Below are 23653 nucleotides of genomic sequence, written 5' to 3' on the forward strand. Positions count from 1 at the left end.
GCATTTTATGCGGGAAATCAGCCTGGACCGCCTGCGCACGCTGGTGGCGATTGCCGACATGGGGTCGTTCGCCGAAGCGGCCCGTGCGCTGCACTTGGCGCCCCCCACTGTCAGCCTGCATATCGCCGACCTTGAGGCGCGGGTGGGCGGCAAGCTGTTGTCGCGCACCCGGGGGCGCGTTCAGCCATCGGCGATAGGGAACACCCTGGTGAAACGCGCGCGGCGCCTGTTGGCGGATGCGGAACAAGCGATCGAGGACGTGGAGCGCCAGGTACAGGGGTTGGCCGGGCGTGTGCGGCTCGGCGCCTCCACCGGGGCCATCGCACAGTTGCTGCCGAACGCTTTGGAGATATTGAACCAACGCCACCCCGCGATCGATGTGCAGGTGGCGGTGCTCACTTCCCAGGAAACCTTGAAGAGGCTTGCCGGGGGCTCCTTGGAGATCGGCCTGGTCGCGCTGCCGCAGCCGCCGGTGAAGGGCTTGCGGATCGAGCCGTGGCGACGGGATCCGGTCATGGCCTTCTTGCCGGCTCGCTGGGAATGCCCGGAGGTTGTGACCCCCGACTGGCTGTCCGCGCAACCGTTGATTTTGAATGACACCACTACTCGCCTTTCGCGCTTGACGTCGGAGTGGTTCGCCAGTGATGGACGGCAGCCTGCGCCGCGCATTCAACTGAACTACAACGATGCGATCAAGAGCCTGGTGGCGGCAGGATATGGTGCGACCCTGTTGCCCCATGAAGCCTCCACGCCATTGCCCGACCCGCGGATCGTCATGCGGCCATTGAAGCCCTTGTTGTGGCGTCAACTGGGGATTGCCCACCGCAGTCGAGATATCGAACGGCCTACGCAACATGTGCTCGATGTGTTGTGGGAGTTGAGTGCGGAGTGATTATGTCTGGGCATGAGGTATTCTGCGCGGTGTTAAACACGATCCAGGCCTGCGGCGTGCCAATGCTTGTCACGACCCTTTGATCGATCTGAAGGCGACGCACCAGGAGTTCTGCATGTTGATTGGACATCGATTCGAGCGCACCGCGCAGGATGATCTGCACATCCACTCGCGTAACCTCGTACAAAGCGCATTCGTGCTGCTGGCAGGCGCGCTTGCCTTCATTGCGCCGGTAGTGTTCGCCGTGTTTGTGGTCGCTGACGGAGGCCCCCCTCAGACCGACGTCGATCCACTGTTCTCATTGCTGATTGTGCTGGGACTGCTGCTGATCCCTGCCCTCGGCCTCCTCTTGATGGTGTACACCGGCGTCCGCGAGACCTTGCTGTTATCGCGACGCGAGGGTGAAGGCAAGCGCCGCACCCGAAACTTTTTTGGACGCCGCGAGCGTGTGCATTCGGTCTTCAGAATCGACACGCCCAAATGCCTCGAACTTCGCCGCCGCCAAGAGGCCGAGCCCGCCTACACCCAATTGTGGCTGGTGATGCGCGATGGCACCGAGCACCGCCTGACCACCGACAACGTTCCGGTGGTGCCGGGGAGTAAACCCACCGACGTGTGGCTGCGTGAGCTGGCCGACTATCTGAACGTGGCAGTGCCTACTGAAGTCGTCGTGGGTTCGACGACGGCTGTGAAGCCAGCCTACAAACCCGCTCCAGCCCCAACCAGTGGCAAGGCGGTGAGGGAAGCCAGGCAGCGCAGAACCCAGGAACTCACGCCTGGCCATGAGCCCACTGAAAAACTCGGCACGCCCGCACGCGCCCTGCTCGCTCTATTGGGTGTTTTCCTGGCCGTCCTGGAGCTGAGTCACGTCATCACTTTGGTCCCTGCGCTATTTAGCGGGCGGCTGCGCGTCGGCGGCGGTCGAACCGGCATGACAACTTTCTACTGGGCCGAACAACCGCTGACGTTTTCATTCCACATGCTGGTGGGCATGGCCGAGGTGTTGATCCTCGGATTCATCGCCTGGGGTTGTCTGCGCACGGCGATCCAGGGCCGGATGGGCTCCAATCCCTGAGGGTGGTCAATTCGGTCACTGCTCGGTCAAAAACGGTGAACAGGAAGCGGCCCCCTCGATGTGATAGACCCTCGGCTCCTCCGAAAAATATTCCTCTAGGCCCATCATGAATATCCGATGGTCTTCACTCGCTTCGAAACCCGGCGTGTGATCCTCAAGTGATTGCCATCGCACGATCAGGTTGAATTGCTCGGGGGTCTCGATCCCTTGCGCCAGCAAGTGACCGCCGTACCCCTTTGCCCGGGTGAGCAAAGGAGCGACCTCGGCAAACGCGCGCCTGAACGTTTCAATGCGTTCTTTGTGAACGGGGAGCAGAGCGATCTCATAAATCATGGTATTCCTCGAAAATGGCTTGAACGGTTAAACGTACGCAATTACGGGATCAGCGAAGGCTCGACCGCTATCGCGATTTTTCCTTGAACACCGTTGTTGGGGCTCTCCAGCCGGGCATGGGCCAGCCCAATGTCGGCAAGCGAATAGACGGCGCCAACGTGTGGCCGCAGCTGACCTCGCGCGACCAATGCGCTCAAGTCATCGAGCTTGCCGCGGTTCTGCCTGGTGAAAACGAAGTGGTAACTCGCATTCTTGCCCCAGGCCTGGACAAGGTTTTGTGGCTGCGCAATGTCCACGATCGAGACAACGCGGCCAAGCTGTGCCAGCGCGTCGGGGCTGCGCGACAAGGTATTGCCGCCGATGGTGTCGAACACCACATCCACTCCGCGACCACCCGTTTCCCCCATGATGGCGTCGACGTAGTCCTCCTTTTCATAGTCGATGACCACATCGGCTCCCAGGCTTCGCACGAACCCGGCGTTTGCCTCACGCACGGTCGTGAACACCCTTGCCCCCATGGCTTTTGCCACCTGGATCGCCACTTGCCCGACGCCCCCCGCGCCGCCGTGGATCAGAATGCTTTCCCCCACTCTGAGCGCCGCACGCACGATCAATGCTTCCCACACCGTCCCGCCAACCAGGCTCAGGCTTGCCGCCTCGAGATGGCTCAGCGAGGCTGGCTTCTTCCCGATGATGCTTTCGGCGGCAACGTGGTACTCGGCATAGCTGCCTGGCCCGTCAAATATTTGCGGGGTGTACCAGACTTCGTCCCCTGGAGCGAAGGTGGTCACTCCCGGCCCTACCTCTTCGACAACGCCCGATACATCGTGTCCGGTAATGGCCGGCAGTTGCACCAAGTCGGGATAGTCGCCGCGACGAACCTGGTAATCCAACGGATTGATGGAGGTTGCGTGCACTCGGACCAAGACTTGTCCGGCGTGCGGTACGGGCTTGGCCACCTCGCGCAGCTCGAACGATCCCGAGCCGCCGAATGATTTAAGTACCATTGCTTTCATCGTAATTCCTCACATCTATAAAAAGGAATATCGAGATATCTCGATATATTACGGTAAAAAAACTACAATTCTTTCCCTATGACCTCGGCAAGCGCGCTGATGGTTGCTTCATTGCGCTTGTAGTAGGTCCACTGACCGATACGCCGGACTTCGACCAAGCCCACTCGTTGCAGCGTTGCAAGGTAACCAGACACCGTTGACTGCGACAGTCCGATACCTTCTTGAATACTGCTGACGCAGACGCCCACCGTGAGAACGTCACCTTCATCCTGCGGAGGGAAGTTCTTTGCGGGATCCTTCAAGCCTTTCAAGATTTGCAGGCGTGTAGGGTTCGAGAGCGCTTTGAATATTTCGATCAATTCCATGCCCCCGAGAATATCGAGATTTTTCGATATGTCAATACGCTGTTTAGCCCCCTCCCTGCCCCCAACATCCTGGGCGACCTGCCAAGAGAGCCATACCCACCACTTCACATAACCCTCAAAGCAGTCTTTAAATGGCAGAATCTCCGTCATTGATCGTTTCGGAGACCACCATGCTTCGCGTATTTGAACAAAGACTCGACCCCTTCCCACCCGACGAAGTCCCCCCGCCACCCCACGGCCTGGCTCGGTTCCTATGGGCCTGCACCCGGGGCGCCCGCGGTTACATCCTGGCGTTTGCGCTGCTCAGCGCCGGCGTGTCGATCTACGAAGCCTGGCTGTTTTCGTTCCTCGGCCAAGTGGTGGATCTGCTCTCGACCTGGCAAGCCGGGGGTGACGCGGCAGCGCAGGAAAGTCGCGTGCTGTGGGGCATGGGTATCGTCATGGTGGCGAGCGTCGGGCTGGTGGCGCTGCGTACGATGGTGCAGCACCAGATATTGGCGATCAATCTGCCGTTGCGGCTGCGTTGGGACTTCCACCGCCTGATGCTGCGGCAAAGCCTTTCGTTTTTTTCCGATGAGTTTTCCGGCCGGGTCACCACCAAGGTGATGCAGACGGCCCTGGCCGTGCGCGACGTGCTGTTCACCCTGATCGAAATCGCCCCGGGAATCGGCGTGTATTTCATCGCGATCATCGCCTTGGCCGGCGGCTTCGCCCTGAAACTGATGCTGCCGTTCGTGGCCTGGATCGTGCTGTTCGGGCTGGCCATGCTCTACTTCGTGCCCCGCTTGGGCAAAGTCGGACAGGAACAGGCCAATGCCCGCTCCTCGATGACCGGACGGATCTCGGACGCCTACACCAACATCACCACCGTGAAACTGTTCTCCCATTCCAACCGTGAAGCGCACTTCGCGCGCGCGGCCATGGAGGATTTCAAGCAGACCGGCTTTCGCCAGATGCGCCTGGTCAGCCAGTTCGAGATCGTCAACCAAGCGCTGGTGGTGGGGCTGATCATGGCCGCAGGCGGCTATGCGCTTTGGTTGTGGCACCAGGGCGACGTCGGCGCCGGCGCGGTGGCGGCGATCACCGCCATGGCGTTGCGCATCAATGGCATGTCGCACTGGATCATGTGGCAAATGACCTCGCTGTTCGAGAGCATCGGCACCGTGCAGGATGGCATGGCAACCCTGACCCGCGGCCCCAAGGTGCAGGACGCGCCGGACGCGGGGGTGCTGGTGACCTCCGGCGGCGCGGTCACCTTCGACAACGTGAGCTTCAACTACAACGGTGAACGCCAGGTGCTTGATGGCCTGAGCCTGGACATCCGCCCGGGCGAGAAAATTGGCCTGGTGGGCCGCTCCGGCGCCGGCAAATCCACGCTCATCAACTTGCTGCTGCGCTTTTATGATGTCGACAGCGGGCAGATCCGCATCGACGGGCAAGACATATCCCGCGTGACGCAAGACAGCCTGCGCAGCGCCATCGGCATGGTCACCCAGGATACGTCCCTGCTGCACCGTTCCATTCGTGACAACATCGCCTACGGCCGACCCGATGCAACTGACGCACAAATCCGCCGCGCGGCGGCCAATGCCCAGGCCGATGAGTTCATCAGCCAACTGAGCGACCGCCAAGGTCACTCCGGCTACGACACCTTGGTGGGCGAGCGCGGCATCAAGCTGTCGGGCGGCCAGCGCCAGCGCATCGCGATTGCCCGAGTGATGCTCAAGAACGCGCCAATCCTGCTCCTTGACGAGGCGACCAGTGCGCTGGATTCGGAAGTCGAAGTGGCCATCCAGGAAAGCCTCGATGAAATGATGCAGGGGAAAACGGTCATCGCCATTGCTCATCGGCTGTCGACGATTGCGGCGATGGATCGGCTGATTGTCATGGATGACGGGCGGATCATTGAACAGGGTACCCACGCACAATTGCTCGCCAAGAACGGCATCTATGCGCGGCTGTGGCACCACCAGAGTGGCGGGTTTCTGGGTGAGGATCGGTGGGTGAGCGAGGCGATGGATCAGGTCTAAGCGTGAAGGGCCTGGGGGGATCTGCAGGTGAGTGCTTTAGGTCGTCAGTTGTCCTTTACAACGGGCAGCTTTCGGCCCAGGAGCCGTCATTCAGAGTAGGGACATGACCCGCCTTTTTACTAGCGGCTTCATAAGGTGCACTGCGCGCACCCTGCGACAGACCCACACATGCCGTGGGCCACACAGCCCCCCTTACGCGATAGCGTCTTTTCTCTTGAGTTAGATGCCGGCCTTCGATTAGATATGAGGCGTAAACGTTGTGACGTGAATAGCACCATCAAACATAAGGGAATAGCACTAAATGGCCCGGATAGAACCCGTTTTCGGCAGCATCAGCAGCGAAATCGAAAACCCATACCAGCCGGGCGACGCCCAACTGATTGACGACGAGGTTGTCACGTTTTCAAACCCCAAGATTTTGGATTTTTCCGGGCGTATTTCTCTGGCGCGCTTCTGGCTGATTCATGTGCCCTTGGTGCTGGTTCTTCCGTGCATTTTGCTAACGTTCTTTATGGTGGGGTTGCGCCATCAACTGGTGGTTTTGCTGATAGTCGGTGTCACCGTTGTCGTTCCTGCCATCCTGCTCAACGTGTCTCTACTGGTACGCAGGGCACGTGATCTAGGCTGGAGTCCGATGATATGGGGAATTCTCAGCGTAGTCCCTGTTATCGGCTTTGTGATAACGCTTCCGCTCTTCATGCTTCCGGGGCGTAAAGCGATTAATAAATACGGCCCGCCCAACCCACCTCTTTCGACGTCGGTAAAGCTACTTACCGCGTTGTTGGTGGTGCTGGTGCTTGTAACTTCAGTCGTGCTAGTTGCGTATTTTCCCCAATACCACCCACAGGCACTCTACGAGTGGTTCTTTAATTCATTGGTTCAGGCATAACGTTAGCGTACGCGAAGTCCATGCTTCGCCTCATTGCGCGGCGCCAAGTGCTCAGGTGCCTTTGTAGAGAGCGCTGCGCGCACCACGCGATAGCCCTGCGTACGTCGCGGTGATGTCCATTGGGAAAAGAGAACAGATTTATTTCTCTGCTCTAAACGTCCGTTCTTGGCCGATTGCAGCCCCTCACGATAGGCAGCAATCGGCCAAAAGCAGTCACAAAGGCACTTGATCAGTCACTGCATCAATTTCCGGCCACGGCTTTTAGGGATGTCTCAAAGTATTGGGTGCCCGCATACCCGAGGATCGCCCCTACCACAAACGCACCGTAAAAATCTTCAAGAGTCACAAAACCTTTTGACGACTCTTGACGAGATAACACAATGGCAAGAATCATGGCCATCACAATTATTCCCAATGCGCTCACAATAGAAGCTGCGATCGAAAAATCCGGTGAAAGAATACCATTATTCAATTGCCGTGCAAGCCATCCTAGTATGCCGCCCGATACTGCGCCAAGAACAATTGATTTAACTGGCGGCTGGACGGATACCGTCACGGGGACAACTTGGCTTCGGGGCTCATCACCGACCCGAAACTTTATCAGCGCATATAGATCAAGCACCTTTGGCTTTACAAATAGCCAGTGAGCTGTCTGAAGCTCGAACGAGGCCAAATCCTCTTGGTAGGGCGGAATTTCTCTGTCCGCACCAATACTGGCCCCCTTCTCTACAACGGGGTTGTCGAACACGACTTCCGCGCCTTCTGCATGATTGATATGAACGTTGTCGTTAGGCTTAAACGGGGTCTTTACAGTTAGCTTTGATTTTGGCTCCATATTTATATGGAAATTACTTCCTCTTGGAGCAGGAAACTCAGCGGTAAGCGATCCGAAACTAATTTCTGTTACGCGGAAGTTTGAAAACCCAGTAAGCAAGCGATGAATCCAACCCCGCTCTGCATTGCCTTCCCCAGCCGAACTCTCCACCCGCACTGATTTAGAAGGTAGTAATGGCGCTGACGAAGGTGCTTGAATAGACTCAATTATGACCTTTTCAGAGAAAGGATTTCTGACAATCAAACTCACTGTTGCAATAGTGCCTGCCACTATTGGAGGCGCTTTTACTTCAACAGAAAGCAGCCCTTTAATTTTACTATTTTCCATCAATAGACCTTATAGCCGTTAGCTAAATGATTCTGAATCTATCCAGATTGTAAGTATACAACAAGTCACAGAGTGCAAAAAAATTATTATAGTAACATGTAGCTTGCAACATATCGCTGGATAGTTATGATTAGGAAGCTGCTATTGTGTCATTGGCTTGTCTAGTGCCCACTCCTAGCCGACTTTTTCAGGTGCTAACCTGGTGTAAGGGGGGCGAGTGGCGCCGGGCGTGACAGGCAGGGCTAGACCAAAACCGGTCACTCTCGTGCGATGGCTTATGCCCCTAATCAACTTCTCCTATAGGCTTGGGCAATTCAGGAGCATCTGTGCCACCAAAAGACGAGATTTCTTTCATGGATGGTGTCAAAATGATACCTTTCGATCTCATATGAAATTCTGCACGCTGAGCATCGAGAAGTGGATCAAAATTCCGAAGCTACGGTAGCGTGCCAGTCTGATTTTAGGAAAATAAACAATGGTTGCTGGGTCTGGGAAATAATGTCCTCTAAAAATATAGCAAAATTAGCTGCCAATAAAATAGCGAATGACGTAGCAATAGTTGATGCCTTTGCGCTTCGCTTTATCATCGCTTGCTCATTTATAGCGCCAGTAATTGCGATTTTTGTTTGGGCAGAAAAGAAAGACTGGACAGCTTGGATTCAGGCAATTGGGAGTGTGGAGGCTATCATTGCTGCCGCACTCATTGCGGTCGGTACTCATCGTATGAGCATCAAAGCTCAACGCGCTAGACAGGTGGAAGAGCATGTGCGCGCGCGCTCTAACCTGAAAAGTTTGATTGAGGAAACGTACTCCTACCTAGTTTATGTTCGTGACCACGCCAAGGGTGGACTTGACAAATATGATTCAGCGGTATTATTTCCGCCTAGATTTGGAAGTAACAAGAGCAATTGGTCTGATTATAGCTGGAAAGCTTCAGACATACGAAGAAGTATGTCATTGTTTGAAAAAAATATTGAACAGTTGTCGACAATTGATTTCGCCAATCTGGATGATCCGTTTCTTGCTAGGAATATGCTGACCTTCATTTCCTATAGCAGAACCCTACTTGAAGAGATAAATACAGGCTGGGATTTGTTGGATGTAAAACAAGAAACTCAGGCCGAAAATTCCGATCCTGACAATCTCGACTCATTCAAATATCGTCCGGGAACACCAAATTTGTCACCGACTCAAAAGAAAATTGGCTTGTCTCACACCATCGCGCGAGGCTTTATGGGTTATTATTTTGAGAATGATCTGCCAGTATTAATTCATAGCGTCTATGAACAACTGATAATTCGACTTGATACGGAGTGTGGTGCGTAAAGCCTTCCATAAGCTGTTTTGAAAATAGGTATTTGCGACCGTCTGCAATGGGTCGACCGCAGCCGGTCATAACTGACCGCTTCCGACTCGAAGCGGCCTTTGATCTGAAGTTCACTGACGAGCATTCACCAACAAGCAGGTAAAGACTCCGACTTGACTAGAGCCTCGTAGATTGAGAGCTTGCGAGCTAACAAACAATGGATCGAATGCCATGTCGCTTAAAGACCTTGAAGCCAAGAAGCGGCACCATTACATCTGGGCGAAATATCTTACACGCTGGGGTAACGGGACGAAGAATGTTTTCTACGCCACGAAGACAGGGAAGATTGCTCTCGACAGCGTACGAGCCGTAGCTGCTGACGACTACTTTTACAAGGCTACAACGCTTACCAACAAACATGTCGAAGTGATCAAAGGCTTTTCCAAACAAAGCCCCAAACGTCTTCAACAACAGCACATGTCATACCTAAATGACTTCCTGATGATGCAACACGCTGAAACGATCTACCGTAGGTCTGGCTCCGAGAAACCGGAAGTCGAGCGTCATCTCCATGCAATTAAGTGTAATTTGCTCGAAAATCTACACGCGTCCCACGAAAAAGCGGCGCTCCCAGTGTTGGCTGCGCTGGCCGATGAGCAGCTCGATGTATTGCAGAATCAACAAAATATGGTGGAGTTCATGGCGTTTTTCGGACACCAGATATCCCGCACCAAAACCTTCCGAGATGGTGCGATTCAAATTCTACCTCGGCGCACCGAACTTGAGATTGAAGTGGCTGACGCGATGGCGCATGCATGGTGGTTTCTAAGTTACATGTTCGGGATGAATCTTGGGTTAAGCCTGTACGCAGATCGCAATAACGCTACACACGCATTGTTGATAAATGACACCAAATCGCGATTCATCACGTCAGACCATCCTGTTGTCAATGTGCACTCATGTGTATCAGAAACTGTATTCGCCGCGCCTAAGCATGCCGACTTCTACTACCCGATCTCTCCACGGATAGCCTACGTCATCTGCGATTCTAATCGGTTCACTCCAGGCAAGAATAAGGTTGATGAGGATACTGTCTTGGAGCTCAATTTCAAAGTTGCTGCCCAAGCCATGGTGCATATCATCGGAGATACCGAGAGCGCGATTCGTCCCTTCAAAGCGCAGATCGGGCGGCGACCCCATAAAAGAACTGGCGATCGAGGGACTGATTGACTAAGCCGAATTACTATAGTGTGCTGCCGCGTCATCGTTTTGATGGTTTGTTTTTGGTTGATCTAGATAAGTCTGGTAATAAACGAAATATTTCCCGTCAACGTACGACGTACGCTACCTTGCAAAAAAAATAGCGAACCAGATGCCCAAGAGCTATGCTTCTTAAAGTATTTCCGCGCTCCGGCGCGTTTACTCCAAACGATATTGCATCAGGGAAGCTCATGGATATCATTACGACCATAAGCACATCAATAACGTTAGCAAAACGGCTACGTGAGATCTCCAAGAACATCGACGACGCCGAGTTCAAAAATTTACTTGCAGACCTATCCGGTGAGCTTGCCGAACTCAAACTAGAGGCCGCTACTCTTAAGGAGCGTATCGCAGCGCTACAGGAAGAGAATGCTCTGTTAAAGAAGACGTCCCAGCCCTCTGACGAAAAGCCTGTAGGAAGAAAATGGGGGTGCTATCAATTTGAGGGAGACAACATCCTCTACTGTCCAGCATGTTGGGACTCGAAGCGTAAGAAATCATCAACCACCCGAGTAAACACCCGGTTTCGCCACTGCCCTGTTTGCAACGCACCCATCGGTGCAGGCTGAATACTCATCCACAGGTTAGTTTCTATGCAAGTCACCTGCACTAAATTCGAAGCAGCTTCTCGGCAGTTAAATGAAGCAATTAGCTTATTTTTTGCCGACCATGATCCATTGGCAGTGCGAACACTAGTGGCTGCCTCTCATGGCTTGCTCGCAGACCTTGTTGAACATAAGCAGCCAGATGGATCTTGGCGATCACATTTGGTTGAGAGCTCCGGCCTGTCAAGGAAGGAAGCCTTGGCGGCAATAAACAGTGTTCAGAATTTTCTGAAACACGCCGACCGTGATCCAAATGCGCATCTCAACTTTGACGAGGAAGAGAACGATCACATAATTTTCATCGCCACGCTGGAATGCGGTGAACTGGGTGGTCCGTTAACCACAGCTATGCAGGCTTTCCAGGTATGGTATCTGGCAAGCTATCCGGACAAGATCGGCGCTGAAACTGTCCTGGTCAAAAAATCGCGCTCAGCGTTTCCTGGTATGGATAAGCTCGCACGAGAGGAGCGCCTCGATGCCGGCCTGAATTTCTTGGCGTCAGCCTTCACTAAATACGGCGACAGTTCTATCAGAAAGAAAAAGCCTCTGGCCTAGAAACTCATCCCTCTTGGTAAGAATGCCAAGCCTAATCGGTAGGGCAATCTGAAGCCCCAGCTTCGCTGCGGGGTATTTCGCCACGCTGCACCAGTGTTGGTGTAGCCACCCACTGATTTTCGATGCTCACTTGAATGCCTGCTCTTGGCTGATCGCAGCCTGTCGCGAAGGGCCGAAATCGGCTAGGAGCTGCCATTTCGTGAGCGACAGCAATCGGGGAGTAGTGACTGTCAGCCTAGACCAGCTTAAGGGGATTGAGCTATGAACTGAGCTGGTCATCTGCGACTATTGAAAGTGGCTTCCAAGCATCGACGGCCAAGCTGAATCCTATCTAGACTTAATGCGTTCATCCTGCTAGCTTCTTTAGGATGGACATTTATATTTGCAGTCGATTTTTTGTTGGAGCGCCATCTGACGTTCCGTATCCGCATTTATTACTCGCAAGGGACAGCTGGAATGATTATTCCTATTATACGTTGTTTGACGCTGAGTTAAGAGTAAGCGAAGACTATAAAGTTCATCTTGATGAACTGAAAATAATGAAGGATGGCCAGCCTGAAGGTATTGAAAATAGGCCGTTTCAAGATTTGTCGCCCGGCGCATTAATTTCCAAGATTCATTTGGATTCTATATGTTCACTTAGCTCCAAAAAAAAATACTACGATACTCTCGCAACACTCAGCATGGAATTGGCGCATGATGTATTAAAGACGCTTAATGATGCGTCATTTCTTCTTGATATAAAACTTCGATTTCAAGAACAACCATGTTTTCAGATATCCCTACTTAGAGACTTTACGGCGCGCGAGTTGCTCGACGAGGCCGGCATTGTCTTCGGTGCGGAACAGCAGCTAATAAGCGCATTTACCGCCAAGATATTGCTGGAGGGAGCGAGCGCCCCTCATGAATTTTACTTTGACTTCTACTCTAAGCTGGGTGCCCCTAGACGAATTCAGTCTATTGTTGGACTGAATGGTGTAGGAAAAACCCAAGTAATGGCAAGGCTTGCTATGTTGATGAGTCGTTTTTCAAAGCAAGCCATAAAAGAAAAGCGGTCTGCGCTTCAAGGTGATGACATTCTTAATCCAGTGCCCTCAATATACGGCGTGGTAGCTGTATCATTTAGTGCATTTGATGAGTTCGAACGCCCTACGCAGTTGCAAGGAGAGAAATTTAAGTATAGTTACTGTGGCCTACAAAGTACAAGAGGGCGGCTCAAAAACAAAGAGGATCTCTTAGAGGAAATTAAGGCAACCCTGGCCAGTCTATCCATTGAAAAAAGAGAGTTACTTAAAAAGGTTCTAGGAAATCTCGTCCGGGTTGATGACTTGGAGACTTTCATTGACGAACCGGAAAACAATGAAAGCATGTACGAGCGATTGAGCGCGGGTCAGCGTCTAGCTCTAAACTGCGTATTTCATATTCTTTCCAAAATCGATCGCCGGACATTGATCTTGTTTGATGAGCCCGAGTTGCATTTGCACCCTCAATTATTAACAGGCCTACTCAATACGCTCAGCGAAATTTTGGAAAGCCAAGATTCATTTGCAATTATTGCAACGCACTCTCCCTTGGTGATTCAACAGCTGCCTATGGAGTGTGTTCATGTACTCCGTCGGGATCGGATGACACCCATGGTTCTGAAGCCGACTTTTCAGACTTTCGGAGAAAGCTTGTCCGAACTCACCAAATTTGTCTTCTCCTCCACGGAGGCAGATCGCGACTATAGGTCGATTTTAGATCGTATGTATGCCGAGGCGAATCATGATATTGAAGCAGTTCGCGCGATCTTCAGTAATCAATTGAGTTTGAGCGCAGACATTTACTTGGAATCGCTACAGGAAGTAAGGACGGCGCCGGAATGAGATATCAGATGGCAGCAAATGGTCTCGATGTCGAAAATTATTTTCCGACAATAATTGCCAATAAGCATTTGAAAACAAGAGCAGAACTGAAAGCGGTGCAAGCTGGCGTTCTTGCTTTGTGCAAGAATTACTCAAAAACTTTAAAAGCCTTCAAGCCCCCCACTGAACAAGTCTGGACTATCGAAGCGAAGGAGGTACTTAAGTCCTGTTATTCGGTCGGCACTACTGCTCTATCCGCTCACAAGGATAGAATTCTGAAGTCTCTAATATCACAATCTGAAATTAACGTACAGCGTTGTGCATATTGCATGTTGAACGACCCCAAAACATGGGATCACTACATGCCAAAAGATTACTTTCCAGAATATTCAATTTATCACGAAAACTTAGTATATATTTGCTATGGCTGCAACCAGAGAAAGTCAAATTACTTCAACAAGACTAAGCTCATTTACTGCCACCCTTATTTCACCTTAGATAATGAGGACGCCTTGCTGCATTGCAAGGTCACTGTCATCAATGGGAAGCTTTCTATCCAATATTACGGTGGAGGTGAGGGCAAGCTAAGCCTAGCAGGTGCAATTGCTCATCAACATCTTGAGCGGCTTGGGCTAATTGACAGGTTTAAAGGCGAGGCATCCAGCACAGTAAGCGGGCTTATTGGTGAACTACGTCAATATTATCCTAGAGGGGTTTCGCAGCGGGCGCTGGACATTGTTTTGGAGCGACGGTACGCAGACGCCAGAGGAAAGCTTGGCTGCAACGCATGGGATAGCCGCCTTTGGCACGGCTTAGCGGCCTGTCCAGAATTCATTGTGTATGCTAACGACAAAATTAAACAGGCAGGCGGTCCCAGTATTAATGGCTTTCGCCAGTCCTCGCCTCCACCTCCTTAAATCGTGTCGGAGTATAGCGTTTTGCAATCAGATATCGTAGGCGTATGAGCGTATTCATTTTTTAAAAAAAGTAGCTGGAGAGCATATACCCGTAGTTCGTTTTTATGTCGATAGCGGACTGCATACGATAGTGGCGGTAAGTGACCGCAATTGGTCGGATGTGGCCGCTTGCGAACGTCCGTTTATGGCCGTTAGCTGCCGGATACCAAAGGCAGTAGTCGGCCACTAACCCCGGCACAACTCCTGCCTGGAACTTAGCTTGCTCCGATACCATGCCTAGAACGCTCCACCAAGCATGGTACCGAGATACATCTTATGACTTAGCTTTTTCGAGCCATGCGAAAGACCATTAACAATGCAGAGCACATCAGCCTAGAATCAGATTTTATCTTTAAAAATCAAAGCATTAAGAAAAAATCTTACTCTCACTCAATTATTTTAATCTATAGAAAACCGATAAAAATCAAAACCTTATGGATGCGAGACCATAAAGCACCATGACCGAAACCATGTTCGACTTTGGCTAAGCTGAGATCAAGCAGAGTTCGCCCCTCCCCCCTTAGCCGCATCAGAGTTGTGAATATCATCCGCGAAAACGCTTGTTAGGGGCATATCCAAGTCAAATCCTTTTGCCCGAATGTCTAATACCGCCTTTATATCCTCTGGTGAGCTGATTTCAGAAACGCAGTAATACGCATCTACAGATATCCGTTTGAGTTGACTCTTATATTTTTCCAACCAAGCAAGCTTGCTAGCGAAAAACACCACCTTCTCAGAAAGATACATTCTCGCAAAAACAGAAGGCATAAATTCTTTCTTATCGAAGGCAACTACTGGATTACCTATCGAGAGAAGATTAGGCTTTTCTTTTCGCGTTGATGACGATACTTTTTTTATGGACTCGTAGATTCCGGATGGGAGAACACAGCCGCAAATTAGACCTTGGGTCGATAGTTCAAGCGCGAGTTTTTTTTCAAAGGCTGTCCCCCCCAACAAAATACTGCACTTCTCGAGAACGCAAAAATCAACAAACTTTCGTATAGCATTTATCTCGCTTAAGTCAGGTTTGCTGCTGCACACAACTGAAAAATCGTATCTAAATTTGTTTTGCTGTTTTGGATAGTAATACACATCCTTCTTGGTGTAGATGCGCAACTTTTCCGGGTATGCGTCCGACGCATATTTAACAACCCCAGCCCCAACCGAACCAAGCAGTTGCTCATAGTCTGGCTCCGAAGCTTTGACATTTCCCGCTTTCACTGAATCGAAAGGCTCAAAAACATATATATGCGCAGGAGAGTTTTTTAGCTTCTCAGCAATCATGGATCGGACCCTGTCCCAGTCCAAACCACCATGACCACAGCCTAGGGCCGGAAGAGTTACTACTTTTCCACTCTTATCTTCAAGATACTTAGAAAGCCATTCCAACCCATCATCAATATAATGATACTCAGATGGATTCTTCCAATGATTTTTAGTCGGAAAATTTATGATCTCGATGTCTTTCGAGATCATATCCTTTTGCAACCAAACGGAAGGCAGGCCGGGGCGAATAATGCCCGAACGACACTTCTCAGCATAGTCATCAAACATTTCAGGAAATCTTTTCTTAAATGCGAGCGCCACACCTGCCCCCATCACACCAACACAGTTAACTGTATTGATCATGATATCCGCATCAAAATCGAAAAAATCTCCGAAAACAAACTTTATCATTAAATATTACCTTGCAATTTTTTAAGAGCCTCAGCTCTGAGGGCATCGATTCCAGCAGAGACCTGTATCAACCAAATTTGACTTAACGCACCAATATCAGCCTTACTCAAAGCCACCAACATAGTGATATCTTCAGAACAAGTAATTATATCGAACAACTGACTTTTGTCCCGACCTTTAGCAACGATCTCACCCAGTAGGTCATCATAAGTCACCAGCATTATAATTTTTCGGACTATATCTGGTGGCAGAATAGGCAAATCCTCAGTCAAAATTCTTTTCAACATAGGCAGGGATTTTTTGGGATGTTCACCATCAGCTTTATTCATAAAGCTATTGGGCCAGCGTGTTTTGGGCCCTTTGCCTATATCGTGGAGATAAGCTGCAAGCTCCAAGACTTCACGATGGATAGGGTCCAACTGAATATATTCGGGTGAGTTCAGCACCAGACCCGCAACACGTCGAGAATGAGCGCCAACATCTTCGCGATGTGGCCCGTAGTTCGCGCCGAGACCATCGATATCTTCTAGCTCTCTGATGGCCGCGAAGTTAGCGCGAATAGCACGCAAGGCGTCACTTAAGGTCTGGAATTTCGGCATCACCTGACGCTGAAATGAGGCCACATGAGAAACAGCCTCATCTACAAAACGCTTAAGGAAAAAAGGCCCTGTAACCAAAGAAGCATTCCAATTACCAGGCTCTAGATAATAATGCTCCCCTCCCGCCTCAACAATGCTCGGCGGAACAATCCCTTTGTTCTGAAAAATTTGCCTAACGCAGTCAGATACGCTGCGATTAAATGTAACTATCTGATTAATTTCAGACAATGGGACATGATCTGGTAACAAAAGCTCCGCCATTTTGCGGTGCTTCTGAGCATCGTCATCATATCCCCACCGACCGTTATCGATAGTTTGCCAATCTAGTTGGTCGAGCTGATCAGACTGATGATTTCCAGAAAAGAAAGCTGGGGGAACGTCCGTATTTGCAGACGCGCTTGTGTAATAGGCCCCAGCTCGTGTCTCCATCAGCAAAACCGAAACGGAAAGATAAATGATGAACTGCTGATCTACGTTCTTCTTATAGAGCACCGCCTGCTGCATAGGCGTTTTCTTTGCGAAATAGAACGGTACATAATCATGAACACACCGCCCGTTGGCTCCAGGTACTTGCATAACAGCCCGACGCCTCTGTATTCCTTCCTCAGCGACGTTAACGTGCAGAATGCCGCGAGCAATTTTCTGATTGGTCGAAAAAATACCGTGATCAATTATTGATTCGAGATTCTGTATCGATGTGAAATGATATGCGTTGCGACCCCTATGGTGCACAGAAACTGCCATGTTTCCCCCTTGAATAAACTATTGATAAAGCGATACTAGAATCATTGCTCTTGATATTTTTCTGGAATTATTGGAGTCTGCCGACGCAGAATTTCAATCTCTCCTTGTTCGCCATCACGCAAAACGTCCTCAGCAAGTTTGATCGCGTATTCTGGATCAGAGCCAAACGCCTCCGCCATAACTTCATCGTGGCCTCGATCTTTCCTATGTTGTTTTTTCATTTAAGCCTCGACAATGCTTACCGATTCGCATTTTGGATCGTGCAATCCAGTCTATACCAAATCACATGATTTGCTTCTCGACCTCCATCACCAAGCGGTACAAGGCAACCATTCGTGCGCGCCTCCCGTGCTGGGGCTTCAACCACCACAAATCTTGCCCTGAAAGCCTCACGACTCACCTTAACCACAGCCGTCACCCGCCTCATCAGTTCCATCGCCGATGAATCGAGGTCGCAGCACTGCGTGCCTCGACATAGGGCGTGCTGCCAACCAATGCTTCCGTCGATGCATGCAACATGCTGCAGAACGAGCCTTCGATGCGTTGGCTAGCCACCTATCAATCTAACATCAGGCGCTCGATTGGCCGCATCGATACGGCATGACTGTGCGAAGATGAACTTTGCTTTGTGTCAGACGACACGTTCAGCAGTCATCTTACGACGCGTGACATGATGGAAAGCACCTCGCTCTGCAATTTACGAAAGTCATTCATCATCGCTTCCACATCCATTGGACTTGCGCCTTGTCCGCGCTTCTCCGCGAGCCAAAGTTTCAGTAGTCCGGCTACCCGGCCAAGGTCGCCATTGACCTTGGCCAAGTCAGCAACTGCTAGCAGGTCAACCACGGATCGAATAGGGCTGTTACGACCGCAAGCTGCCTTCCACGATTGGCAGCCGATGGCCGGAAGGCGCCCTGGTGAGAGCTTGCTTTTCTGGCCGATCTGGGAGCGTGCGATTCGGGTTGTTCATCCGGCTCGGAACCAGATATAAAGCGAATGCGCTTTGTATTCAGGGGAATACGAGCATTCATAAGGTGATCACGGATGTACATCTACAAAATGGTTCAAGTGCCGCCAAACATTGAAGTTCGTGCGAAGGAGCACCGGGGTAACGAGGCCGCTGTTTATCTACAAAATGTGGTCAACACTCATGCTGAGGATGGGTGGGAGTTCTATCGGATTGACACGATTGGCGTTTCAGTCAAACCGGGATGCTTCGACGCGTTAATGGGGAAGAAAAACGTGCTGAACCACTATTACGTGATTTCTTTGCGCAAGCCCCGATGATCAAGCTTTGCGCCGTCTCAGCAATTCGCTGCTATCAGCGAGTTGCTCCCTCTCCATTGCGAGATGCCTGCCGATTTGAGCCTTCCTGTTCAAACTATGCGATACAAGCCATCGAAAAGTATGGTGTTCTATACGGCTGCCGCATGGCTGTGAGCCGCATCTGCAGGTGTCGGTACCCGAACGGCGGGAAAGATTTTCCCTGAATAAGTCGGACAGTGAGCCCCGACGCCTTAACTGTTCAGCAGTGCTTGCCATGATCCTGACGGGCTGCTTTTGGCCGAAAGCTGTCGTTCCCAACGGGTCGCGTTTTGCTCGAAGATGGCCCTGTAAACCATCTCTCATTCAATCGGGATCCATTCACATGCCTGTCTTGAAGGCGCGAATGGCCGCCATGTAAGCGCTGGTTCCGATGCCGACTTGACCCCAGACTTCACGGCTTTCTCCTCCTTGGCGGTCATATTGTTCATCCGCATCCCATAGCGTCAGGATTTGGTTTGGAAACAGGTATTCATAGGATGAGAATTCGTGCTGGCCGGAATTGTCCGAAGCAGCCATCACTGAAAACACATGTGTGGCAGAGTGCGCAAAGACATCGACTCCCTTGAACATGAACGTGACGTTCGGGTTTCCGCAGACACCAATGAAGCTGACTTCATCGTTCGGCCCGTGGGAAACCTGCACGCAGGATTCGCAAAAATAATCGATGCGGTCCTGGGAATGCTCGAGCGGGAATCCGATGGCAGCCATCTTTTGCCTCGCTGTAGCGCGTGCTGCGCCAAGACGAACAGGACCAATAGCCTCGAGCGGTAAAATTTCAAAAACCTGCATTTCCTGGGCTCCATGGGTGAAAGGCTAGCCAACCGCTCCGCTGTGTAGGGCGCGGAAGTTGTGCTGTAGATTGTCCGAGAGCGGGCACCTCGGTACGCTGTCGACCTTATCCGATATGGAAAATGCTTAACATGGATCCGCACGCTGTGATCTCAAGAAATTTCGTTGGGGGCGAAGCATACGAAGACGCCTCGTTCATCGGACGATTACACGAAGCGGGACTCTGGGATCGTGAAGAATACTGGCTGCTGGAGTGGGCACTCTATCAAATCGCAACAGAGGCAAGCTTCAGTCAGGCACTCTCACATAGGGTGTTCGAGATATTCAGCTACAGTTCTCTGCTATTCGGATGCCACTTTGATCGGAAGGATCGCTTCAAGATCCGAAACCTGAAAAGAAAGCAGATCTACGATTTCCGCGAGAGATTCCACATGGTGTTTGAGGGTTTCTACGCTGGAAAAATGCCGACACCGGCTCGCTTTGACGAACCCAATCCGTGGCTCGTAGGTGGCCGGTAATCTGACCGGACGGGGTTAATGATCGCTGATGTCAATCCACCGTTCCTCGGCCAGCCTTGCGCGTGCCGAGAAAGCAGGCAGGACCGACTAGCCCTTAGGGTTCTGCCTTCGGGGGTCGTGACGGTCGAGCGAATCGCGCCATTGCTGGATTGCTTTGGCTTATTCGAACTCAATCCTCGCGAAGGTTAGGCCACGGCAGCTGTCGGCCAAGACCGTACATTTGGAAAGTGGGATTATGACGAACAGCAATAAGCCGGAATACTGCACGATCTGCAGACGCTTACTGGACAATCCAGCAGATCCGCTATCAGGCAATTGCGGCGAAGATTGCTGGGGATGCATAGGCGCTATCGAGGCGGAAATGGGATGCGCAGAGTCGCTCGCCTACGTACGCAAAGAATATGAGGCAGGACTTCGGCCTGGCTGGATCGACCCATTCAAGCCCTGATTTGGAGCTGCGTTACGACCGCTTCGGGTCGGAAGCAGCCCTTCGCTTCCGACCCGATCCATCTTGGGAAAAATGAAATCTATTCCACCGGACGCTTACCTAGGGTCGATGACATCCAGCGCCCGGTTTGCCAATAGCTGACCTAGTTCAATCAACTGTTGCAGCCCTAGTGCAACATGCCGTCGAGAATCCTTCAGGTCAAACGCCAAATCGTTGGCCATGGCATTGGCGGAGGCTAACGTTTCGCTGAGGTTGGCCAACAGGCTTTCAGCATCGACGCCCTCCACGACGGTGAATAGCTGGTCCGGAGGTGGCTTCTTGTCAGGCTGGGCGGGTTTGGGGTTCAGATAGGAATCGATGACACGTTCGGCGTTGGCGTCGGCCGCGATGTCCAGGTGCAGCGGTGGAACGGGTGGGTCTGGGATGAGTTTGTCCATATGGACCTCCTAACGTCAGTCGGATCCGCCACTGTTCGCGACTAAACGAAGTGGGGTGGCGGCTGTGCGCAGGTTAGTCGACCGGGACGTTAGGAAACCGGCGCACCCGAAAGTGCCCTGCGCACAGCCACCATAAAATCAGCGAGAAAAACGTAGCCTGACTTCAAGGAGACCTTGCGCCTAACGAGATACCGAGCGACTAAACCCGACCGCTGAATTGGCAGCGGTGGACAAAGACTAGGCACCGAATTCAGCAGGCGCAAGGGACTGGAATTTTCTAGGAAATGTCCTGCAAGTCAATGGGCAATATTCGCTCCGTCGATTCCTACAAACTCGTTTTACCGTTCTACCACCGAAACAGGTTGCAACGTTTGTCCAGCTCTAACGCCCCTTCCAGAGAGGTCACAACGCCTATCGCAATCGCATAAATCCGATCAGGCGTACCGCTTTACTTGATCTCAACCAATCGCACGGCCTGTGACCCGTCCAGGGACAGGTGACTCACGGCGGCTCGGCTTGGGAAATTCGGCGCATCCTCGTCGGTATTCTCCATCACGGGGATGTCGATCAGGGTCTGTTCACCCGTCGGGTCGCTGACCAACTTGGCAGCGAGGTTGTCGATGGCCCGCCAGCTGTCGCCACCGATGCGCATCACGTCCAACAGGCTGTAGTGCGGCACGCCCTCTTCGTTCTCTTCGGGCGTGAAGGCGGCCAGGTATTGGCTGTAGTTGTTGCCCATGCCGAAACCCTCGATGGTGAAAACCGCAAGGGTGACCTGGCTGTCCTCGCCGGTGTCCAGGGTCTGCACCAGCGTCGCTTCGGGATAGCCGGTGGCGTAGCTGTCCTTGATGAGCGCGACCAGGCGGCCAATCTGTTCTTCCAGGGCTTTGGGAACGGGTTTCGATTCAGCGGCGTGAGTCAGAGTGCAGGTGAACAACAAGGCAACGGCCAGCAGGCGCAATTTCATGAAAGTGAATGTCCGGGGGTGTCGGGAGGTCAGCGTGCAATGGTAGCGGTTGGCAAGGGATTGGGTAGGAATTGTTGATGGGGTTTGTGCTGGGGTGCACAACCTTGTTCGTGAAAGCGGTGGGTCTGTGTGCACTGTTATTGGATGTACTGTCGCCATCGCGAGCAAGCTCGCTCCCACACTTGGACCCGGGACAGCCGCCATTTTCCATCAACCCGACATCCCCTGTGGGAGCGAGCCTGCTCGCGATGGCGGTGGGCCTGCGTGCATCGATGCTGAATGTATCGCTGCGCGCCTGCCCGAACGGCCATTGATTAACGCGGCGTGCCGTAGCCCTTGATCAACCCTCCAACTCTGCAGCGTCCAGCCCTACCCGTGCGAGGTAGTCTTCCAGCGCCTCCCCCGCTCCGGCTGATACGAAGGCACTGATGTACCCGTCGGGACGGACGAGAACCCAATCGCCCATCGCAGGTTGGTAAGCGTCACGAAAATGTCCTTGGTCATCCTGGATATCACCGCCTGGGCCGATGACATGGATGTGCAGCCCGGGGCGAGGTGCTACGGCATCGCGTTCCGCGCCATAACCGAGCAGTGTCCAGTGCGCCCCCCGGAACAGGTCGAACAGCCGTTGCAGTTTACCGGCCGCCCCGCGCATCGGTGCATCCGGCGCACGATCGCCTGCCAATGGGCCGCTGGTACGGTTGGATCGTTCAAGGGCGAGCGTGGATTCGCGATAGCCGATGTCGAGTTGGTGCACTTCGCGCCCACGGCGCATGTCGCCGCGCTGGTGCGCGTCCAGCAGCTTGGTGGCAAGGCCCAGCATCGTCGCAGCGACCGGGCGGCGTTCTTGCTCGTAGCTGTCGAGCAGTGCCGCCGGCGCGCCGTTGATGACCGCCTCCAGTTTCCAACCCAGGTTGTAGGCATCCTGCACGCTGGTATTGAGACCCTGGCCACCCGTGGGTGGGTGGATGTGTGCGGCATCGCCGATGAGAAACGTTCGACCGACGCGGTAATGATCGGCCAACCGCGCGTTCATAGTGTAGGCCGATGCCCAGGACACCGAATGGATATGGATATCATCGCGCCCCGTGCGCTGTGCTACCAGGTCCATCAATGTTTGCGCATCCAGGTCAATGTCCGCGTCGGGGGCTATCGGCGCCTGGATCTGGAAGAGCTGGGTCCCGGCCAACGGGCACAGGAATATCTGGTGCTGCATGTCGCCGTCGCCAAAACGATGCCAGCGGTCCCGCGACAGGCCCGTAGCCGAGACATCGGCCACAATGGCGCGAATGCCCAGCGTCTTGCCTGGGAAGCCGATACCCAGCGCATGCCGGATAATACTGCGGCCGCCATCGGCCCCGACATGCCAGCGCACCCGGAGCGTTTCTTCGCCGGCCTTACCGACCAACTGAACGCTGACGCCCTCGGCATCCTGCTCGAACCCCACCAGTTCGCAACCAAACTCCGGCCGATGGCCCAGTTCAAGCAGGCGTTCGCGCATGACCTGTTCCGTCAGCCATTGCGGCACCATCAACGGCGATTGATGAGGTTCCGCTGGCGTGGGCTCGTTTTGCTCGATGCTGACAGCGTCGGTGAAACTGCCATCGTCGCGATATCGACGTTCAGTCGGGTAGACTCCACCCACTGCGACGATTCGGTCGAGGATCCCCATGTCCTCGAATATTTCCTGGGTCCTGGGCTGTATGCCCTTGCCGCGCGAGCCGTTGAACGGCTGGCCTGCCTTTTCGATCAGGCGAAAGGGAACTCCCCTTCTCGCCAACTCGATAGCCATCGCCAGACCGGCCGCGCCCGCGCCGCAAATCAATACCTGGATTTCGAATTGCTCTTTCATGACGA

The 23653-nt window shown here is 52.6% G+C and carries 24 protein-coding genes; 13 read left to right on the forward strand and 11 right to left on the reverse strand.

Annotation, left to right across the window (positions count from 1 at the left end; genetic code table 11):
- Positions 1–7 precede the first annotated feature (7 nt).
- Both HGO40_RS00205 and HGO40_RS00210 read left to right on the forward strand, forming a co-directional pair.
- Complete coding sequence (locus HGO40_RS00205; protein ID WP_250961377.1) at positions 8–892, forward strand: LysR family transcriptional regulator; 885 nt, start codon at positions 8–10, stop codon at positions 890–892.
- A gap of 115 nt (positions 893–1007) precedes the next feature.
- Entirely contained in the window at positions 1008–1967 is a 960-nt protein-coding gene (locus tag HGO40_RS00210) for a hypothetical protein (RefSeq protein WP_250961378.1), read from the forward strand.
- A 15-nt stretch (positions 1968–1982) separates the two neighbouring features.
- Here the strand turns inward: HGO40_RS00210 and HGO40_RS00215 are convergent, their stop codons facing one another.
- The 3 genes from HGO40_RS00215 to HGO40_RS00225 all read right to left on the reverse strand — a co-directional run bounded on the left by HGO40_RS00215 (position 1983) and on the right by HGO40_RS00225 (position 3681).
- A complete protein-coding gene (locus HGO40_RS00215) occupies positions 1983–2300 on the reverse strand; it encodes an antibiotic biosynthesis monooxygenase family protein (RefSeq protein WP_250961379.1) in 318 nt (105 codons plus the stop codon).
- A gap of 41 nt (positions 2301–2341) precedes the next feature.
- A complete protein-coding gene (locus HGO40_RS00220) occupies positions 2342–3316 on the reverse strand; it encodes a zinc-dependent alcohol dehydrogenase family protein (protein ID WP_250961380.1) in 975 nt (324 codons plus the stop codon).
- A 62-nt stretch (positions 3317–3378) separates the two neighbouring features.
- The gene (locus HGO40_RS00225; RefSeq protein ID WP_186704782.1) at positions 3379–3681 is read right to left on the reverse strand and encodes an ArsR/SmtB family transcription factor; all 303 of its coding nucleotides are present in this window, start codon (positions 3679–3681) and stop codon (positions 3379–3381) included.
- A gap of 170 nt (positions 3682–3851) precedes the next feature.
- Here HGO40_RS00225 and HGO40_RS00230 point away from each other — a divergent pair, with 170 nt between their 5' ends.
- Positions 3852–5711 (forward strand): ABC transporter ATP-binding protein, encoded by a 1860-nt coding sequence (locus HGO40_RS00230; protein WP_250961381.1) that lies wholly within the window; start codon positions 3852–3854, stop codon positions 5709–5711.
- A gap of 301 nt (positions 5712–6012) precedes the next feature.
- Positions 6013–6600, forward strand: coding sequence for a DUF805 domain-containing protein (locus HGO40_RS00235; protein ID WP_250961382.1), 588 nt, complete (start codon positions 6013–6015; stop codon positions 6598–6600).
- 241 nt (positions 6601–6841) lie between these two features.
- Here HGO40_RS00235 and HGO40_RS00240 read toward each other — a convergent pair whose 3' ends face one another.
- Positions 6842–7762: a hypothetical protein gene (locus HGO40_RS00240; protein WP_250961383.1), complete on the reverse strand. Its 921-nt coding sequence runs from the start codon at positions 7760–7762 to the stop codon at positions 6842–6844.
- Positions 7763–8179: 417 nt separating this feature from the next.
- Here HGO40_RS00240 and HGO40_RS00245 point away from each other — a divergent pair, with 417 nt between their 5' ends.
- The 6 genes from HGO40_RS00245 to HGO40_RS00270 all read left to right on the forward strand — a co-directional run bounded on the left by HGO40_RS00245 (position 8180) and on the right by HGO40_RS00270 (position 14252).
- Positions 8180–9088 (forward strand): hypothetical protein, encoded by a 909-nt coding sequence (locus HGO40_RS00245; protein ID WP_250961384.1) that lies wholly within the window; start codon positions 8180–8182, stop codon positions 9086–9088.
- Between the two features lie 211 nt (positions 9089–9299).
- The gene (locus HGO40_RS00250; protein WP_250961385.1) at positions 9300–10298 is read left to right on the forward strand and encodes a DUF4238 domain-containing protein; all 999 of its coding nucleotides are present in this window, start codon (positions 9300–9302) and stop codon (positions 10296–10298) included.
- Between the two features lie 221 nt (positions 10299–10519).
- Positions 10520–10900: a hypothetical protein gene (locus HGO40_RS00255; RefSeq protein ID WP_250961386.1), complete on the forward strand. Its 381-nt coding sequence runs from the start codon at positions 10520–10522 to the stop codon at positions 10898–10900.
- A gap of 24 nt (positions 10901–10924) precedes the next feature.
- Complete coding sequence (locus tag HGO40_RS00260; protein WP_250961387.1) at positions 10925–11491, forward strand: hypothetical protein; 567 nt, start codon at positions 10925–10927, stop codon at positions 11489–11491.
- Between the two features lie 368 nt (positions 11492–11859).
- Positions 11860–13356: an AAA family ATPase gene (locus HGO40_RS00265; RefSeq protein ID WP_250961388.1), complete on the forward strand. Its 1497-nt coding sequence runs from the start codon at positions 11860–11862 to the stop codon at positions 13354–13356.
- On the forward strand, positions 13353–14252 hold the full coding sequence (locus tag HGO40_RS00270) for an HNH endonuclease (protein WP_186728690.1): 900 nt from the start codon (positions 13353–13355) through the stop codon (positions 14250–14252). The genes HGO40_RS00265 and HGO40_RS00270 overlap by 4 nt, the downstream gene beginning before the upstream one ends.
- A gap of 534 nt (positions 14253–14786) precedes the next feature.
- On the opposite strand, the gene HGO40_RS00275 is transcribed toward HGO40_RS00270, so the two are convergent.
- From HGO40_RS00275 to HGO40_RS00285, 3 genes are read right to left on the reverse strand one after another with little or no spacing between them, the layout of a single operon-like run.
- Positions 14787–15968: a macro domain-containing protein gene (locus HGO40_RS00275; protein ID WP_250961389.1), complete on the reverse strand. Its 1182-nt coding sequence runs from the start codon at positions 15966–15968 to the stop codon at positions 14787–14789.
- Positions 15968–17311 carry a DarT ssDNA thymidine ADP-ribosyltransferase family protein gene (locus HGO40_RS00280; protein WP_250961390.1) on the reverse strand — a complete coding sequence of 448 codons (1344 nt, stop codon included), beginning with the start codon at positions 17309–17311 and terminating at the stop codon, positions 15968–15970. The genes HGO40_RS00275 and HGO40_RS00280 overlap by 1 nt, the downstream gene beginning before the upstream one ends.
- 41 nt (positions 17312–17352) lie before the next feature.
- Positions 17353–17532 carry a hypothetical protein gene (locus tag HGO40_RS00285; protein WP_250961391.1) on the reverse strand — a complete coding sequence of 60 codons (180 nt, stop codon included), beginning with the start codon at positions 17530–17532 and terminating at the stop codon, positions 17353–17355.
- A gap of 823 nt (positions 17533–18355) precedes the next feature.
- On the opposite strand from HGO40_RS00285, the gene HGO40_RS00295 reads away from it, so the two are divergent.
- Positions 18356–18598 carry a hypothetical protein gene (locus tag HGO40_RS00295; protein WP_010457973.1) on the forward strand — a complete coding sequence of 81 codons (243 nt, stop codon included), beginning with the start codon at positions 18356–18358 and terminating at the stop codon, positions 18596–18598.
- Positions 18595–18801 (forward strand): membrane protein insertion efficiency factor YidD, encoded by a 207-nt coding sequence (yidD, locus tag HGO40_RS00300; RefSeq protein ID WP_250961392.1) that lies wholly within the window; start codon positions 18595–18597, stop codon positions 18799–18801. The genes HGO40_RS00295 and yidD overlap by 4 nt, the downstream gene beginning before the upstream one ends.
- A 154-nt stretch (positions 18802–18955) precedes the next feature.
- On the opposite strand, the gene HGO40_RS00305 is transcribed toward yidD, so the two are convergent.
- Complete coding sequence (locus HGO40_RS00305) at positions 18956–19426, reverse strand: hypothetical protein (protein ID WP_250961393.1); 471 nt, start codon at positions 19424–19426, stop codon at positions 18956–18958.
- Positions 19427–19557: 131 nt separating this feature from the next.
- Between HGO40_RS00305 and HGO40_RS00310 the strand changes: the two genes are divergently transcribed.
- On the forward strand, positions 19558–19944 hold the full coding sequence (locus tag HGO40_RS00310; RefSeq protein ID WP_250961394.1) for an Imm41 family immunity protein: 387 nt from the start codon (positions 19558–19560) through the stop codon (positions 19942–19944).
- A gap of 543 nt (positions 19945–20487) precedes the next feature.
- Here HGO40_RS00310 and HGO40_RS00315 read toward each other — a convergent pair.
- The 3 genes from HGO40_RS00315 to HGO40_RS00325 all read right to left on the reverse strand — a co-directional run bounded on the left by HGO40_RS00315 (position 20488) and on the right by HGO40_RS00325 (position 23648).
- Positions 20488–20829 carry a DUF6124 family protein gene (locus HGO40_RS00315; protein WP_250961395.1) on the reverse strand — a complete coding sequence of 114 codons (342 nt, stop codon included), beginning with the start codon at positions 20827–20829 and terminating at the stop codon, positions 20488–20490.
- Between the two features lie 448 nt (positions 20830–21277).
- Positions 21278–21796, reverse strand: coding sequence for a hypothetical protein (locus HGO40_RS00320; RefSeq protein ID WP_250961396.1), 519 nt, complete (start codon positions 21794–21796; stop codon positions 21278–21280).
- A 340-nt stretch (positions 21797–22136) separates the two neighbouring features.
- A complete protein-coding gene (locus HGO40_RS00325; RefSeq protein WP_250961397.1) occupies positions 22137–23648 on the reverse strand; it encodes an FAD-dependent oxidoreductase in 1512 nt (503 codons plus the stop codon).
- Positions 23649–23653: the final 5 nt, after the last annotated feature.

The organism is Pseudomonas sp. CG7 (genome assembly GCF_023701885.1).
Classification (GTDB): Bacteria; Pseudomonadota; Gammaproteobacteria; order Pseudomonadales; family Pseudomonadaceae; genus Aquipseudomonas; species Aquipseudomonas zanjanensis.

Coding starts and splice junctions, on each gene's coding strand:
- HGO40_RS00325 (WP_250961397.1), bottom strand. CDS start 23,648: ATGAAAGAGCAATTCGAAATCCAGGTATTGATTTGCGGCGCGGGCGCG.
- HGO40_RS00215 (WP_250961379.1), bottom strand. CDS start 2,300: ATGATTTATGAGATCGCTCTGCTCCCCGTTCACAAAGAACGCATTGAA.
- HGO40_RS00210 (WP_250961378.1), top strand. CDS start 1,008: ATGTTGATTGGACATCGATTCGAGCGCACCGCGCAGGATGATCTGCAC.
- HGO40_RS00310 (WP_250961394.1), top strand. CDS start 19,558: ATGGATCCGCACGCTGTGATCTCAAGAAATTTCGTTGGGGGCGAAGCA.
- HGO40_RS00260 (WP_250961387.1), top strand. CDS start 10,925: ATGCAAGTCACCTGCACTAAATTCGAAGCAGCTTCTCGGCAGTTAAAT.
- HGO40_RS00295 (WP_010457973.1), top strand. CDS start 18,356: ATGTACATCTACAAAATGGTTCAAGTGCCGCCAAACATTGAAGTTCGT.
- yidD (WP_250961392.1), top strand. CDS start 18,595: ATGATCAAGCTTTGCGCCGTCTCAGCAATTCGCTGCTATCAGCGAGTT.
- HGO40_RS00230 (WP_250961381.1), top strand. CDS start 3,852: ATGCTTCGCGTATTTGAACAAAGACTCGACCCCTTCCCACCCGACGAA.
- HGO40_RS00305 (WP_250961393.1), bottom strand. CDS start 19,426: ATGCAGGTTTTTGAAATTTTACCGCTCGAGGCTATTGGTCCTGTTCGT.
- HGO40_RS00280 (WP_250961390.1), bottom strand. CDS start 17,311: ATGGCAGTTTCTGTGCACCATAGGGGTCGCAACGCATATCATTTCACA.
- HGO40_RS00270 (WP_186728690.1), top strand. CDS start 13,353: ATGAGATATCAGATGGCAGCAAATGGTCTCGATGTCGAAAATTATTTT.
- HGO40_RS00315 (WP_250961395.1), bottom strand. CDS start 20,829: ATGGACAAACTCATCCCAGACCCACCCGTTCCACCGCTGCACCTGGAC.
- HGO40_RS00265 (WP_250961388.1), top strand. CDS start 11,860: ATGGACATTTATATTTGCAGTCGATTTTTTGTTGGAGCGCCATCTGAC.
- HGO40_RS00320 (WP_250961396.1), bottom strand. CDS start 21,796: ATGAAATTGCGCCTGCTGGCCGTTGCCTTGTTGTTCACCTGCACTCTG.
- HGO40_RS00220 (WP_250961380.1), bottom strand. CDS start 3,316: ATGAAAGCAATGGTACTTAAATCATTCGGCGGCTCGGGATCGTTCGAG.
- HGO40_RS00240 (WP_250961383.1), bottom strand. CDS start 7,762: ATGGAAAATAGTAAAATTAAAGGGCTGCTTTCTGTTGAAGTAAAAGCG.
- HGO40_RS00275 (WP_250961389.1), bottom strand. CDS start 15,968: ATGATAAAGTTTGTTTTCGGAGATTTTTTCGATTTTGATGCGGATATC.
- HGO40_RS00285 (WP_250961391.1), bottom strand. CDS start 17,532: ATGAAAAAACAACATAGGAAAGATCGAGGCCACGATGAAGTTATGGCG.
- HGO40_RS00255 (WP_250961386.1), top strand. CDS start 10,520: ATGGATATCATTACGACCATAAGCACATCAATAACGTTAGCAAAACGG.
- HGO40_RS00235 (WP_250961382.1), top strand. CDS start 6,013: ATGGCCCGGATAGAACCCGTTTTCGGCAGCATCAGCAGCGAAATCGAA.
- HGO40_RS00225 (WP_186704782.1), bottom strand. CDS start 3,681: ATGGAATTGATCGAAATATTCAAAGCGCTCTCGAACCCTACACGCCTG.
- HGO40_RS00205 (WP_250961377.1), top strand. CDS start 8: ATGCGGGAAATCAGCCTGGACCGCCTGCGCACGCTGGTGGCGATTGCC.
- HGO40_RS00250 (WP_250961385.1), top strand. CDS start 9,300: ATGTCGCTTAAAGACCTTGAAGCCAAGAAGCGGCACCATTACATCTGG.